Consider the following 14,866-nt stretch of genomic DNA (forward strand, 5'->3'; position numbering starts at 1 on the left):
GGATTGTCAATCATCACGGACGATGAAGGAGCAGCATGAAGTCAGAGCAGTATGTCCCCCAACGGTATGTTCCCGGCGACTATGCCAGGGGGCACATCCGCATCACCCCCACCAGGCTGGCCGACGGGCGTCGGTTCTTCTACCTGGACGATGATCCCGAGTATGTATCCGGCCGCAGGACCAGGCGTCTGGACGATCCTCGTCCGCTGACCGACCGGTTCGCCCCGCACCAGGATCAGGAGGGCAGGACGGTGCCCTTCCAGCCGCCGCAGATGCGCCGGGACCCTCTGACCGGAGACTGGATCCCCATGGCCACGGCCCGGATGAACCGGCCCATCACCGCCGGGCCACAGGCCACCGCCAAGGGCAACCCCCTGGCCGCCAGAAAGCCCGGAGACCCCTACCAGGATGGGGAGATCCCCGATGTGGACTACAACGTGGCGGTCTTCGAGAACCGCTTCCCCTCCATGATGCAGGTGCCCGATATGCAGGCGGCCGATCAGCCATCCCTGGTGGACGGCAATCCCCTCTGGCCGGTGCGCGAGGCCAACGGACGCTGCGAGGTGGTCTGCTTCGACCCTGACGAGCATGCACTCCCTGCCGATCTGCCTGTCTCGCGTCTGCGGACGGTGGTGGAGGCCTGGGCCTTCCGCACTGCAGAGATCTCGGCCATGGAGGGCATCGAACAGATCTTCCCCTTCGAGAACCATGGACAGGAGATCGGCGTCTCCCTGGCCCACCCACACGGACAGATCTACTGCTATCCCTTCATCGCCCCCCGCCTTGAGCAGGAGCTGAGACAGTGCGCCGACTACAAGGAACGCACCGGCGGCAACCTCCTGGCGGACATCCTCAAGGCCGAGCTGGACTCCGGTCGACGGATCGTCTTCCGCAACGCCACTTGGGTGGCCTATGTGCCCGCCGCCGCCCGCTGGCCGCTGGAGGTCCACATGGCCCCCGTGCGCGACGGGATCCTGAGCCTGGACCAGCTGAACGACCAGGAGCGCTGGGACCTGGCCGTCATGTATTCCACCCTGCTCAAGCGGGGCAACGCCTTCTTCGACAGGGGCGACGGCAGGGGGATGGATCTGCCCTACATCGCCGCCTGGCACCAGGCCCCACTGCACGATCCGCGGCGGGAGGACTACCGGCTCAACCTGCAGTTCTTCTCCTTCCGCCGTGCCGTGGACAAAATCAAGTATCTCGCCGGGTCCGAGTCAGGCATGGCCGCCTGGGTGTCGGACACCACTCCTGAGCGGATCGCCGACCGATTCCGCCAGCTGGGGCCCCTGGACCTGGAGAATGGAGAGAATCAATGACGACGACAGTCCAATTCATACAGGCCTGGACCCAGGGAGCTGACGGCCAAGGGGCTACCAAGGCCCGCGAGCTCTTCCAGAAGGTCTATGGCGAGGATCCCCAGGGCGTCTGGAGCGCTCCAGGCCGGGTCAACCTGATCGGCGAGCACACGGATTACAACGCCGGGCTCTGCCTGCCCATCGCCCTGCCCAACCGTACCTATGTGGCCGCCAGTCCCAGGACGGACAGCCGGGTCCGCCTGGTCTCCAGCATGGATCCGGAGAACCCGGTCCAGGCTGACCTGGATGGTCTTCAGGCCAGGGGAGTCAGCGGCTGGGCGGCCTATCCGGTCGGCGTGGCCTGGGCCCTGCAGCGGGATGGCTTCCCCCAGGTTCGAGGGTTCGACCTGGCCCTGGCCTCCTGCGTGCCAGTCGGGTCCGGGTTGAGCTCCTCGGCGGCCATGACCTGTGCCGTGGCCCTGGCCCTGGATGACCTGTTCGCTCTGGGGCTGGGCGGTGACGAGGCTGGCCGGGTCAGGCTGATCCAGGCCGCCATCACGGCTGAGAACGATATGGCCGGCGCGTCCACCGGCGGCATGGATCAGAGCGCCGCCATGCGGTGTCGATCCGGTTGCGCCCTGCGGCTGGACTGCCGGCCGGAGCTGGATGCCATGAGCAACGTGCGCCAGGTGCCCTTCGACCTGCAGGCTGCGGGCCTGGAGCTGCTGGTGGTCGACACCAGGGCCCAGCACCAGCTCAACGATGGTCAATACGATCAGCGGCGGGCCACCTGCGAGCAGGCTGCGCATCTGCTGGGGGTGGCCAACCTGCGCCAGGCGGCAGACCGGGTCAATGGGGCTGCTGATCCGCCATCCGCCCTGGCTGCCTTGCTGGAGCGGCTGCCCGATGAGACCATGCGTCGGCGGGTCCGTCATGTCGTCAGCGAGATAGGGCGGGTGGACCGCTTCATCGAGGCCTTCGGCAGGGGCGATTACGTCCTGGCGGGCCGCCTGTTCAACGCCTCCCATGACTCCCTGAGGGACGACTACGAGGTCACCTGCCCGGAGTTGGACGAGGCCGTGGACGCAGCACGCCAGGGTGGGGCCTACGGGGCTCGCATGACCGGCGGCGGGTTCGGCGGATCCATCATCGCCCTGGCTGACGCCGGCAAGGGTTCCGATCTTGCCCGTGACATCGCCGGACGATTCGCTTCCAAGGGATTCAAGGCCCCCAGGGCCCTGATCGCCCTGCCCTCCTCGGCGGCTGCGCGCGAATCCTGAATCAGGCTGCAGACCTCACGACCCCGCTTCTCCCGGCGCTCCTCTAAGCTGGAGGAGCGGGGTCCCGGTTTTCAGTGGGTCCGGTCAAGGGTGAGGTGGATGAGGAGGACGGCCATGGACAAGGCGATCATCACGGTGGTGGGCAAGGATGCCATAGGCATCATCGGCAAGGTCTGCACAGACCTTTCCCAGCAGGGTATCAATGTGCTGGACATTTCGCAGACCATTCTGGACGGCTTCTTCACCATGATGATGATTGTGGATTGCACGGCCTGCCGGGATGATTTCGATGCACTGAGCCAGCGGATGGAATCCCTGGGAGAGGACATCGGAGTCTCCATCCGCTGCCAGCGCGAGGAGATCTTCACCAGGATGCACCGGGTCTGAGGAGGCAGCCATGATCACACGTGACGAGGTCCTGGAGACCAACGACATGATCGATCGGGAGCGCCTGGACGTGCGCACCATCACCATGGGTATCAGCCTGCTGGATTGTGTGAGCGGGGATGTGGACATGCTCTGCCGGAACATTCATCGCAGGATCGTCTCCCTGGCCGGCGACCTGGTGTCCACCGGGGACTCCATCGCCCGCGAGTACGGCATTCCCATCGTCAACAAGCGCATCACCGTCACCCCCATCTCTCTGGTGGCCGCCGGAGCCTGCCACACCGTGGAGGATTATGTAACCGTGGCCAAGGCCCTGGACCGCTCGGCCCAGGAGGTCGGTGTCAACTTGATTGGTGGTTACTCGGCCCTGGTCGGCAAGGGCATGACCCCGGCCGAGCGGTTGTTGATCAAGTCCCTGCCCAGGGCGCTGAGCCAGACGGAACGGGTCTGCGCCAGCGTCAACGTGGGCTCCACCAGGACGGGCATCGATATGGATGCCGTGGCCCTGATGGGCCGGGTCGTCAAGGCCACTGCCGAGAGCACCGCCGACTCGGACAGCTCCGGCTGCACCAAGCTGGTGGTCTTCTGCAACGCCCCGGATGACAACCCCTTCATGGCCGGCGGTTTCCATGGGGTCAGCCAGGGGTCGGCCGTCATCAACGTGGGGGTCTCCGGGCCCGGCGTGGTCAAGACCGCCTTGGAATCAGCCAAGGGAGCCGACTTCGGGCAGCTCTGCGAGACCATCAAGCGCACGGCCTTCAAGATCACCCGGGTGGGGCAGCTGGTGGCCCAGGAGGCCAGCCGTCGTTTGGATGTCCCCTTCGGGATCATCGACCTGTCACTGGCACCCACCCCGGCTGTCGGAGACTCGGTGGGCGAGGTCCTGCAGACCATGGGCCTGGAGCAGGTGGGCGCACCCGGGACCACTGCGGCCCTGGCCATCCTCAACGATCAGGTCAAGAAGGGCGGCATCATGGCTTCCAGTTCGGTGGGCGGGCTGTCCGGGGCCTTCATCCCAGTGTCCGAGGATGCCGCCATGATCCAGGCTGCGCAAGAGGGGAGCCTGACCCTGGAGAAGCTTGAGGCCATGACCTGCGTCTGCTCGGTGGGGCTGGACATGATCCCCATCCCCGGGGACACCTCCGCCGAGTCCATCTCCGGCCTGATCGCCGACGAGGCGGCCATCGGGATGATCAATCAGAAGACCACCGCAGTCAGGGTCATTCCTGTCATCGGCAAGCAGGTGGGCGAGTGGGCCGAGTTCGGCGGGCTCATGGGCGGCGGTCCGGTCGTGCCCGTCAATACCCGCTCCTGCGCAGACTTCGTCAATCGGGGCGGACACATCCCGGCGCCCATTCACAGTTTCAAGAACTGAGCGCGCTCGCAGGGTTCAGCGGCCGCCTTGGAATCCCAGCTGCCGCCAGGCCTCGTAGATGGCTATGGAGGCGCAGTTGGTCAGGTTCAGGCTGCGCAGGCTGGGCCGCATGGGCAGCCTGACCTGTTCGGCCACGTGGGGGCCGGCCATGATGTCCATGGGGTCGGGGATGTCGCCGGGCTCGGGGCCGAACAGGAGGATGTCGTCCGGCCGGTAGTCGACCTCGGTGTAGAGCTTTTCGGCGTGGGCGGTGAAAGCGATGATCCGGCTGTCGGGCATGGAGCGGACCAGGTCGTCGAAGTCCGGGTGCAGAACCACGTGGGCCATGTCGTGGTAGTCCAGGCCGGCCCGGCGCAGCTTGGTGTCCTTGAGGTTGAAGCCCAGGGGCTCTATCAGGTGCAGGATGGTGCCGGTCACGGCGCACAGGCGGATGGCCGATCCGGTGTTGCCGGGGATTCGCGGCGAGTAGTAGCACAGGTGGGGGGTGGAGGTCTTCACCCGGCTGGCCTGATCGGCCTTCATCATGGCATCCACCACGGAGATAGGGTTGCCGTGGGCGTCGGTGACCAGCTCGTCGGGACCATAATTCGATTTGCGGTATCCGTACTCGTACATGCTTTCGACGGCCTTCGATGGGTCGCCTGACCGCTCCTGCTCCTGCCTGTTCATGAGGCCAACCTACCGTCGCCAAACGACAGGCCTGGCAGGGCTGGTCGGCACCGTCGGGCAGAATACGGCCGTTGAATGAGGCGGAACCGGATGGCGAAGGGTGGTGTGACCATGGAGAACGCGGAGACGGCCTTTGCGAAGACTGAGCCCATCCGTCTGCGGCTGTTCGACTGGTGGAGCCGATACGCCCGCGACCTGCCCTGGCGCTTCGGACGAACCACGCCCTGGGGGGTCCTGGTCTCCGAGGTCATGAGCCAGCAGACCCAGATGAGCCGGGTTGTGCCCTACTGGACGGCCTGGATGAAGGTCTGGCCGGATGCGGCCTCCCTGGCTGCTGCACCCAAGGCCGAGGTCATCACGGCCTGGGGCCGGTTGGGCTACCCGCGCCGAGCCCTGCGCCTGCAGGAGTGTGCGCAGCAGGTGGCCGGCCAGTATGCAGACCGGCTGCCCCGTGACTACGACCAGCTGGTGGCCCTGCCTGGCATCGGCGACTACACGGCCAGCGCTGTCATGAGCTTTGCCTACGGCGAGAGGATCGCCGTCATCGACACCAATATCCGCAGGGTGCTTTCCAGGGTCTTTCTGGGGCATGAATCCACCGGGGGCGCTGCCAGTCGAGAGGAGCGCCAGCTGGCCTGGCAGGTCCTGCCCGAGGACGGAGGGCCGGAGGATATCGGTGCCGAAGACAGCGGTGTCCAGGAAGATGGCGGCAGTGGCCGTCTGGGACTGGCTGATCCGAAGGTCAGGTCGGCAGCCTGGCGGGAGCCGCCCTCGGCCCGATGGAACCAGGCCGTCATGGAGCTGGGTGCCACGGTCTGCATCGCCCGCAAGCCGGCCTGCGACATATGCCCTCTGGCCGGCCATTGCCGCTTTCTCAAGGCCGGACTGCCCGGTCTGGGCGCAGGCAGGACCAGGCCCCGGCAACGCTTCGCAGGCACCGACCGGCAGGTCCGCGGCGCCATCCTTCAGGCCCTGCGGCAGGCTTCGGGCGCGCCTGTCCCAAGGAAGGATCTGAAACCCCTGTGCAAGGACGAAATCCGGCTTGATCGGTGCATCGCATCCCTGGACGAGGATGGTCTTCTGGAGATCGGCCAGGATGGCAGTCTGAGTCTGCCGAAGTGAAGGCCGCCCCGGCGATTAGACTGGAGAAGTATGGCCAAGCGACGCATGAGCGAGAAGAAGCGGCGGATGTATCGTCGCCGGAGGATTGCGGCCGCCCTGCTGGCGGTGCTCTTCCTGCTGGTCTGCGCTGGCCTGGTCTGGGGCGTGGGGGCCGGCATCAGAGCCCTGCGTGGAGGTGATGGGGGCCAGGGAGCCTCGACCAGCGCCCAGCAGACCACAAAGACCAAATCCAGGGACAAGGACAAGCAGAAGAAGGACGCCGGCAAGAAGCGTTCCTCCGGGGCTCCTGACTGCGACAAGGGGGATTTGGCCCTGGAGCTGGCTGCGCCCGATCCCAGCACTGGGGTCGGCGGGTCCATCGACTTTACGGTGACCATCCGGCACAAGGGAACGGGCTCATGCTTGGTGGACGGTTCCGACGGTGGCCGGGTGCTGGTCATCACCAGCGGTCAGGATACCGTCTGGCGCTCCGATGCCTGCCCGGTGGGGGCGCGCACCCTGCTCATGGCCACAGGAGACAAGGATGTGCAGACCATCACCTGGCATGCCGACAGGAGCCAGGAGAGCTGTCAGCCCGACCAGAAGCTGCCCCGGGTCAAGGCCGGTTCCTACCAGGCCAAGCTGGTGCTCAAGGCCGATTCCAATGTGGTCTCCCAGCCAGTGCCGGTCATGGTCCAATAGCAGCTTTTCCAAGACGACACGCCGATTGCATCCATGGTTCTTGTCTGCTATAGTTTTGTCTTTGCATGAGGTGTGTCATATAGCGGGCATACATCATCGAGGAGATGCCCGCGAATAGGCATATGGCGGCCATTCGGCATCTCCCTGGGGTAACAGGAATGATCGAGTACGGCGAGCGATAAGGAACGTCCATTTTGGCTGCCAATAAAGCTGTAAGTAGTACCACCGCAACGCAGGCACGCGCTGACGAACACGATATCAAACTGCACAAGGCCACCGATCGTGTCAATTTCGGATCCATCCGCGAACCCATCGAGGTGCCCTACCTCCTGGGCGTGCAGACCGATAGCTTCGACTGGCTGGTCGGCAATGACCGCTGGAAGAAGCGTGTCGAGGAGGATCGGGTCAACGGGACCCATACCGTGGCCCCCGTCTCGGGCCTGGATGAGGTCTTCCAGGAGATCTCTCCCATCGAGAACTTCGCGCAGACCATGAGCCTGACCTTCTCCGATCCCTACTTCGAGGAGCCCCGGCACACGGTCCAGGAGTGCAAGGAGAAGGACTACACCTACTCCGCCCCCCTGTACGTGAACGCCGAGTTCGAGAACGGGGACACCGGCGAGATCAAGTCGCAGACCGTCTTCATGGGCGACTTCCCGCTGCAGACCCCCCACGGCACCTTCATCATCGGCGGCTCGGAGCGCGTCATCGTCTCCCAGCTGGTCCGCTCTCCCGGCGTCTACTTCGACCGCACCCAGGACCGCAACTCCGACAAGGAGATCTTCGGGGCCAAGATCATCCCCAGCCGGGGCGCCTGGCTGGAGTTCGAGATCGACAAGCGCGATGTGCTGGGCGTGCGCGTGGACCGCAAGCGCAAGCAGTCCGCCATCGTCTTCCTCATGGCCATCGGCATGACCAAGCCGCAGATCCGCAAGGCCTTCAAGGGCTATCCACTGGTGCTGGACGCCCTGGAGAAGGAGACCATCGAGACCCAGGACGAGGCCCTGACCGACCTCTACCGCAAGATCCGGCCCGCGGACACAGCCTCGCCCGAGGCCGGCCGCAACCTGCTGGATTCCTTCTACTTCAACACCAAGCGATACGACCTGGCCCGGGTCGGCCGCTACAAGATCAACCGCAAGCTGGGTCTTGAGGCCGACTTCAACGACCGCAGCCTGCATCCCGAGGACATCATCGCCACCCTGAAGTACCTGGTGACCCTGCATGCCGGCGGGCAGACCTTCCCCGGCCGCCGCGACGGCAAGGACATCGAGCTGCGGGTGGACGTGGACGACATCGACCACTTCGGCAACCGCCGCATCCGTCAGGTGGGCGAGCTGATCCAGAACCAGCTGCGCACCGGCCTGAGCCGTATGGAGCGCGTGGTCCGTGAGAGGATGACCACCCAGGACGCGGAGGCCATCACCCCGCAGTCCCTGATCAACATCCGCCCGGTCAACGCCACCATCAAGGAGTTCTTCGGAACCTCCCAGCTGAGCCAGTTCATGGATCAGAACAACCCGCTGGCCGGCGTGACCAACAAGCGTCGTCTCTCGGCCCTGGGCCCCGGCGGCCTGTCCCGCGACCGCGCCTCCATGGAGGTGCGCGATGTGCACCCCTCCCACTACGGACGCATGTGCCCCATCGAGTCCCCTGAAGGCCCCAACATCGGCCTGATCGGCTCCCTGGCAACCTTCGCCCGGGTCAACCCCTTCGGCTTCATCGAGACCCCCTACCGCAAGGTCATCGATGGCCAGGTGACCGACGACGTGGTCTACATGACCGCCGATCAGGAGTCCGAGCACACCATCGCCCAGGCCAACCAGGAGATCGACGAGACCGGACACTTCGTCGAGGACGAGGCCCTGGTGCGTGACGCCGAGGCCGAGGCCAAGGATGTGCCCGTCTCCCAGGTGGACCTGATGGATGTCTCCCCCCGGCAGATGGTTTCGGTGGGCGCCTCCCTGATTCCATTCCTGGAGCATGACGAGGGCCACCGAGCACTGATGGGCACCAACATGCAGCGTCAGGCCGTCCCCCTGGTCAAGTCCGAGCGTCCCCTGGTGGGCACCGGCTCCGAGTGGCGCTCCGCCATCGACTCGGGCGATGTCATCCTGTCCGAGAAGCCGGGCGTGGTCACCTACGTCTCCGCCGACATCATCCGCGTCATGAATGACGACGGCACCCAGTCCTCCTACAAGCTGGCCAAGTTCCAGCGGTCCAACCAGACCACCTGCTACAACCAGGTCCCCCTGATCAAGGACGGGGAGCGGGTCGAGGCCGGCACGGTCCTGGCTGACGGCCCCGCCACCGAGAAGGGCGAGATGGCCCTGGGCAAGAACGTCCTGGTGGCCTTCATGCCCTGGAACGGCTACAACTACGAGGACGCCGTCATCATCTCCCAGCGGCTGGTCCAGGACGACACCCTGAGCTCCATCCACATCGAGGAGTACGAGACCGACGCCCGCGAGACCAAGCTGGGCGCCGAGGAGATCACCCGCGACCTGCCCAACGTGGGCGAGGATGCGGTGGCCAACCTGGACGAGCGCGGCATCATCCGCATCGGCGCCGAGGTCGAGGCCGGGGACATCCTGGTCGGCAAGGTCACCCCCAAGGGCGAGACCGAGCTGACACCCGAAGAGCGGCTCCTGCGGGCCATCTTCGGCGAGAAGAGTCGCGAGGTGCGCGACACCAGCCTCAGGGTTCCTCACGGCGAGACCGGAACGGTCATCGAGGTCAAGGAGGTCACCCGCGAGGATGCCGAGGAGGACGGCGACGAGCTGCCCAACGGCGTCAACCGGATGATCCGGGTCTACATCGCCCAGCACCGCAAGATCACCCAGGGCGACAAGCTCTCGGGCCGCCACGGCAACAAGGGCGTCATCTCGAGGATCCTGCCCGAGGAGGATATGCCCTTCATGGCCGATGGCACCCCCATCGACATCATGCTCAACCCGCTGGGCGTGCCCTCCCGTATGAACCTGGGACAGGTCCTGGAACTCCACCTGGGGTGGATCGCCCACTCCGGCTGGGACATCAGTCTGGATCCCGACCTGGAGGCCGAGTGGAAGAAGCACATCCCGGCAGGTGCCGAGAAGGCCGAGCCCGGCACCGCCGTGGCCACCCCGGTCTTCGACGGCGTGCGTGAGGACGCCTTGAACGGTCTGCTCAAGACCACCCTGCCCAACCGTGACGGCGAGCGCCTGGTGGGCGATGACGGCAAGGCCGTGCTCTACGACGGCCGCACCGGCGAGCCCTTCACCAAGCCCATCTCCGTGGGCTACATGTACATGCTCAAGCTCCATCACCTGGTCGACGACAAGATTCACGCCCGGTCCACCGGACCCTACTCCATGATCACCCAGCAGCCCCTGGGCGGCAAGGCCCAGTTCGGCGGCCAGCGCTTCGGTGAGATGGAGGTCTGGGCCCTGGAGGCCTACGGCGCCGCCTACACCCTGCACGAGATGATGACCACCAAGTCCGACGACGTGGACGGCCGTGTCCGGGCCTATGGAGCCATCGTGCGCGGGGAGAACCTGCCGGCGGCCGGCATCCCCGAATCCTTCAAGGTGCTGCTCAAGGAGATGCAGTCGCTCTCCTTGAACGTGGAGGTGCTCAACGCGGAAGGCAACGTCATCGAGATGAAGGACGAGGACGACGACCCGAGCGCCGCCTCCGACGACCTGGGCTTCAACATCGGCGCCCGTCCGGACGCCGCCGCCAAGGCCGACCAGTCCGCTCCCGAGCCGGAGTACCGCTGAACCACCAGTCACAGGGATGCCCGTCTGAAGGGCATCCCGCCAAGAGGCAAACTTCAGAGCAGTTACAAGATCAGAGACAGGACACAGAGTGCTGGACGTCAATGCATTTGACAAACTGAGAATCGGACTGGCCACGGCCGACGACATCCGCGGCTGGAGCTATGGCGAGGTCAAGAAGCCCGAAACCATCAACTACCGTACCTTGAAGCCCGAGAAGGACGGCCTGTTTGGCGAGCAGATCTTCGGACCCACCCGCGACTGGGAATGCGCCTGCGGCAAGTACAAGCGCGTGCGTTTCAAGGGGATCGTCTGCGAACGCTGCGGCGTTGAGGTCACCCGTTCCCGCGTCCGCCGCGAGCGTATGGGCCACATCGAACTGGCCGCCCCCGTCACCCACATCTGGTTCTTCAAGGGCGTGCCCTCCCGGCTGGGATACCTGCTGGACATCGCGCCCAAGGACCTGGAGAAGGTCATCTACTTCGCGGCCTACATGGTCACCAAGGTGGATGAGGAGCAGCGCCACAAGGATCTGCCCGACCTGCAGGACGAGTTCGACAACGAGATCAACCAGCTGGAGAAGAAGCGCGACCTGGAGATTGACAAGCGCGCCAAGAAGCTGGAGGAGGACCTGGCCGAGCTGGAGAAGACCGACGAGGTCAAGGGCTCCATGAAGGCACGTCTGCGCAACGGGGCCGAGCGGGACATGACCGCCATCCGCAAGCGCTACGACGACCAGATCCAGCGGATCACCGCCGTCTTCGACCGCTTCAAGACCCTGAAGCCCGGCGACATGGAAGGCGATGTGGATCTGTGGCGGGAGATGCAGGACCGCTACGGTGACTACTTCGAGGGCTGCATGGGCGCCGAGGCCATCAAGAAGCGCCTGCAGGACTTCGACCTGGAGGCTGCCGCCAAGGAGCTCCGCCACGAGATCGACACCGGCTCGGGCCAGCGCAAGGCCCGTGCCCTGAAGCGGCTCAAGGTGGTCTCCGCCTTCCTGAACACCGGCAACAAGCCCGAGGCCATGGTCCTGGATGTCGTCCCGGTCATTCCGCCCGACCTGCGCCCCATGGTGCAGCTGGACGGCGGCCGTTTCGCCACCTCCGACCTGAACGACCTCTACCGGCGCGTCATCAACCGCAACAACAGGCTCAAGCGTCTGATCGAGCTGGGCGCCCCCGAGATCATGCTCAACAACGAGAAGCGCATGCTCCAGGAGGCTGTGGACTCCCTCTTCGACAACGGCCGTCGTGGCCGCCCCGTCACAGGAGCCTCCAACCGTCCCCTGAAGTCCCTGGCAGACATGCTCAAGGGCAAGCAGGGCCGCTTCCGTCAGAACCTGCTGGGCAAGCGCGTGGACTACTCCGGCCGTTCCGTGATCGTGGTCGGGCCCTCCCTGCGCATGCACCAGTGCGGCCTGCCCAAGCCCATGGCCCTGGAGCTTTTCAAGCCCTTCGTCATCAAGCGGCTGGTGGACCTCAACTACGCGCAGAACATGAAGAGCGCCAAGCGTCTGGTCGACCGCGGCGACCCCGAGGTCTGGGGCGTGCTGGAGGAGGTCATCTCCGAGCACCCCGTCCTGCTCAACCGTGCGCCTACGCTGCACCGTCTGGGCATCCAGGCCTTCGAGCCCATCCTGGTCGAGGGCAAGGCCATCCACCTGCCCCCGCTGGCATGCGCGGCCTTCAACGCCGACTTCGACGGCGACCAGATGGCAGTCCACCTGCCCCTGTCGGCAGAAGCCCAGGCTGAGGCCCGCTCGCTCATGCTGGCCTCCGACAACATCCTCAAGCCCGCCGACGGCCATACGGTCACCATGCCCTCCCAGGACATGATTCTGGGTCTGTACTACCTGACCACCGTGGTTGACGGTGCCAAGGGCCAGGGCCGGATCTTCTCCAGCCTGGCCGAGGCCCGGATGGCTCTGGACCTGGGCGAGATCGACATGCAGGCCAAGATCCTGCTGCGGGTGCCCGCCGACTTCGTCATGCCCAAGGACTGGAAGCCCGGTGACCTCAAGGTCGTCGACCCTGAGCCCGGCAGCCCTGACGTGGTCAAGGAGGAGGTCTTCAAGGACGGCTCCAGGCTCTTCGCCACCAACTATGGGCGGGTCCTGTTCAACCGGACGCTGCCTGTGGACTACCCCTTCATCAACGAGCAGGTACCCAAGGGCAAGCTGTCCGGCATCGTGGACGACATCGCCACCCGGTACTCGACCGCCCAGGTGGCGGCCACCCTGGATGCCCTGAAGGATCTGGGCTTCACCCGGGCCCAGTGGTCCGGCGTGACCATGGCCTTCTCCGACATCGTGGTGCCGCCCGAGCGCGGCGAGATCGTCAACGAGTACCAGGGGCAGGCCGCCAAGGTCAACTCCCAGTACGACATGGGTTTGCTGACCGACGAGGAGCGCCGTCAGGAGCTGATCAACCTGTGGACCGAATGCACCGACAAGGTGGCTGACGCCATGCAGAAGCACTTCACTCCGGACAACAACGTGAACATCATGGTCCAGTCCGGGGCACGAGGCAACTGGATGCAGATCCGCCAGATCGCCGGTATGCGAGGCCTGGTGGCCAACCCCAAGGGCGAGATCATTCCTCGACCGGTCAAGTCCAACTACCACGACGGTCTGTCGGTGCTGGAGTACTTCATCTCCCAGCACGGTGCCCGCAAGGGTCTGGCCGACACCGCACTGCGTACCGCCGAGTCGGGCTACCTGACCCGTCGTCTGGTCGATGTCTCCCAGGACGTGATCGTACGCGAGGAGGACTGCGGCACCATGCGCGGTCTGACCATGAAGGTGGCCGAGCGCGACGAGCAGGGCAACCTGGTCCTGGTCAAGGCCGCCGACGGCGGACCCTACTCCAGGCTCCTGGCCGCCGACGTCATCGACCCCAAGGATGGCAAGACCGTGCTCTACAAGCGCGGCGACGCCCTGTCCATGGATGTGCTGCGCGACATGGTCGCCCACGGCGTGGAGGAGGTCAAGGCCCGTTCGGTCCTGACCTGCGAGTCCACCCGCGGGGTGTGTGCCAAGTGCTACGGCTGGTCCCTGGCCACCAACAAGCTGGTGGATGTCGGCGAGGCCGTGGGCATTGTGGCCGCCCAGTCCATCGGCGAGCCCGGCACCCAGCTGACGCTGCGTTCCTTCCACTCCGGCGGTGTGGCTTCGGCCTCCGACATCACCCAGGGTCTTCCCCGTGTCACCGAGCTCTTCGAAGCCCGTACCCCCAAGGGCGAGGCTCCCATCGCTGAGTTCCCCGGCACCGTCAAGGTGGAGGACACCGACCGCGGCCGTCAGGTGACCCTGACCCCGGACGACACCTCCGTGGAGGCGCTGACCTACCCGGTCACCCGCCGTGCGCCCATGATGGTCAAGGATGGACAGCATGTCGAGGCCGGCACCCAGCTGATCGAGGGCTCCGTGGATCCCAAGAAGATCCTGCGCATCCTCGGCCCGCGTGCCGCCCAGGTGAACATCGTCAACGAGGTGCACACGGTCTACCGCTCCCAGGGCGTGGACATCCACGACAAGCACATCGAGGTCATCGTCCACCAGATGCTCCGCCGCGTGACGGTCATCGACTCGGGCGACACCGACCTGCTGCCCGGCGAGCTGGTCGACCAGGCCAAGTTCAAGGCCGCCAACATGAAGGCCGTCAAGGCCGGAGGCAAGCCGGCCGCTGGACGCCCCGAACTCATGGGCATCACCAAGGCCTCCCTGGCCACCGACTCCTGGCTGTCGGCCGCCTCCTTCCAGGAGACGACCCGCGTGCTCACCGAGGCCGCCCTGAACCAGAAGGTCGACGACCTGAAGGGCCTCAAGGAGAACGTGATCATCGGCAAGCTGATCCCTGCCGGCACCGGCCTGGCCAGGTACCGCAACGCCACAGTGGAGCCCGACAAGGCCATCCGCGACACCATCTACCCCAACTTCGGTCTGGGTGGCAGCGACGTGGATCTGAGCGACGCCGACCTGAACGATGTGGACTTCTCCAACATCGACTTCGGAGATCTGAAGCTGGGCGACGACTTCAACCCGGACGACTTCCTCAACGACCAGGGCGGCCAGAGCCATCTGGACACCCCCAACGTGCAGGATCCCTCAGCCGGGGCGGGCGATCAGACGGCTGCCACAGGCGCGGGATCCCCGGATGCCGCAGACGGCAGTGACTCCGATCAGAAGCCGTCCCAGCAGCCTGGTTCAGCCACCTTCTCCTCCTCGGAGGACCAGCACTCCAACCAGTGAGCGCATGCAAGGCCAGTAGCCGCAGATCCGCTTGGGCCGGATGA

9 protein-coding genes are annotated in these 14,866 nt (G+C 65.5%); 8 read left to right on the top strand and 1 reads right to left on the bottom strand.

Annotated features, from left to right (window positions below):
* Positions 1-35 precede the first annotated feature (35 nt).
* From galT to H3S97_RS07470, 4 genes are all read left to right on the top strand, one after another.
* A complete protein-coding gene (gene galT, locus H3S97_RS07455) occupies positions 36-1,319 on the top strand; it encodes a galactose-1-phosphate uridylyltransferase (protein WP_198220148.1) in 1,284 nt (427 codons plus the stop codon).
* Positions 1,316-2,578, top strand: coding sequence for a galactokinase (galK, locus tag H3S97_RS07460; RefSeq protein WP_198220149.1), 1,263 nt, complete (start codon positions 1,316-1,318; stop codon positions 2,576-2,578). Before galT ends, galK begins: the two co-directional genes overlap by 4 nt.
* A 114-nt stretch (positions 2,579-2,692) precedes the next feature.
* On the top strand, positions 2,693-2,965 hold the full coding sequence (locus H3S97_RS07465) for an ACT domain-containing protein (RefSeq protein WP_029677784.1): 273 nt from the start codon (positions 2,693-2,695) through the stop codon (positions 2,963-2,965).
* 10 nt (positions 2,966-2,975) lie between these two features.
* Positions 2,976-4,340, top strand: a complete 1,365-nt coding sequence (locus H3S97_RS07470) for a PFL family protein (RefSeq protein ID WP_198186819.1) — start codon at positions 2,976-2,978, stop codon at positions 4,338-4,340.
* Between the two features lie 15 nt (positions 4,341-4,355).
* Here H3S97_RS07470 and H3S97_RS07475 read toward each other — a convergent pair whose 3' ends face one another.
* Positions 4,356-5,009, bottom strand: a complete 654-nt coding sequence (locus tag H3S97_RS07475) for a tRNA (cytidine(34)-2'-O)-methyltransferase (RefSeq protein ID WP_198206066.1) — start codon at positions 5,007-5,009, stop codon at positions 4,356-4,358.
* A gap of 90 nt (positions 5,010-5,099) precedes the next feature.
* Between H3S97_RS07475 and H3S97_RS07480 the strand changes: the two genes are divergently transcribed.
* From H3S97_RS07480 to H3S97_RS07495, 4 genes are all read left to right on the top strand, one after another.
* Entirely contained in the window at positions 5,100-6,131 is a 1,032-nt protein-coding gene (locus H3S97_RS07480) for an A/G-specific adenine glycosylase (protein ID WP_198220150.1), read from the top strand.
* 30 nt (positions 6,132-6,161) lie between these two features.
* The gene (locus H3S97_RS07485) at positions 6,162-6,812 is read left to right on the top strand and encodes a hypothetical protein (protein WP_198220151.1); all 651 of its coding nucleotides are present in this window, start codon (positions 6,162-6,164) and stop codon (positions 6,810-6,812) included.
* A gap of 194 nt (positions 6,813-7,006) precedes the next feature.
* A complete protein-coding gene (rpoB, locus tag H3S97_RS07490) occupies positions 7,007-10,573 on the top strand; it encodes a DNA-directed RNA polymerase subunit beta (protein ID WP_198220152.1) in 3,567 nt (1,188 codons plus the stop codon).
* 88 nt (positions 10,574-10,661) lie between these two features.
* Positions 10,662-14,822, top strand: a complete 4,161-nt coding sequence (locus tag H3S97_RS07495; protein ID WP_198220153.1) for a DNA-directed RNA polymerase subunit beta' — start codon at positions 10,662-10,664, stop codon at positions 14,820-14,822.
* The last annotated feature ends 44 nt before the right edge of the window (positions 14,823-14,866 follow it).

Source organism: Bifidobacterium choladohabitans, from assembly GCF_016102005.1.
GTDB classification, from domain to species: domain Bacteria; phylum Actinomycetota; class Actinomycetes; order Actinomycetales; family Bifidobacteriaceae; genus Bombiscardovia; species Bombiscardovia choladohabitans.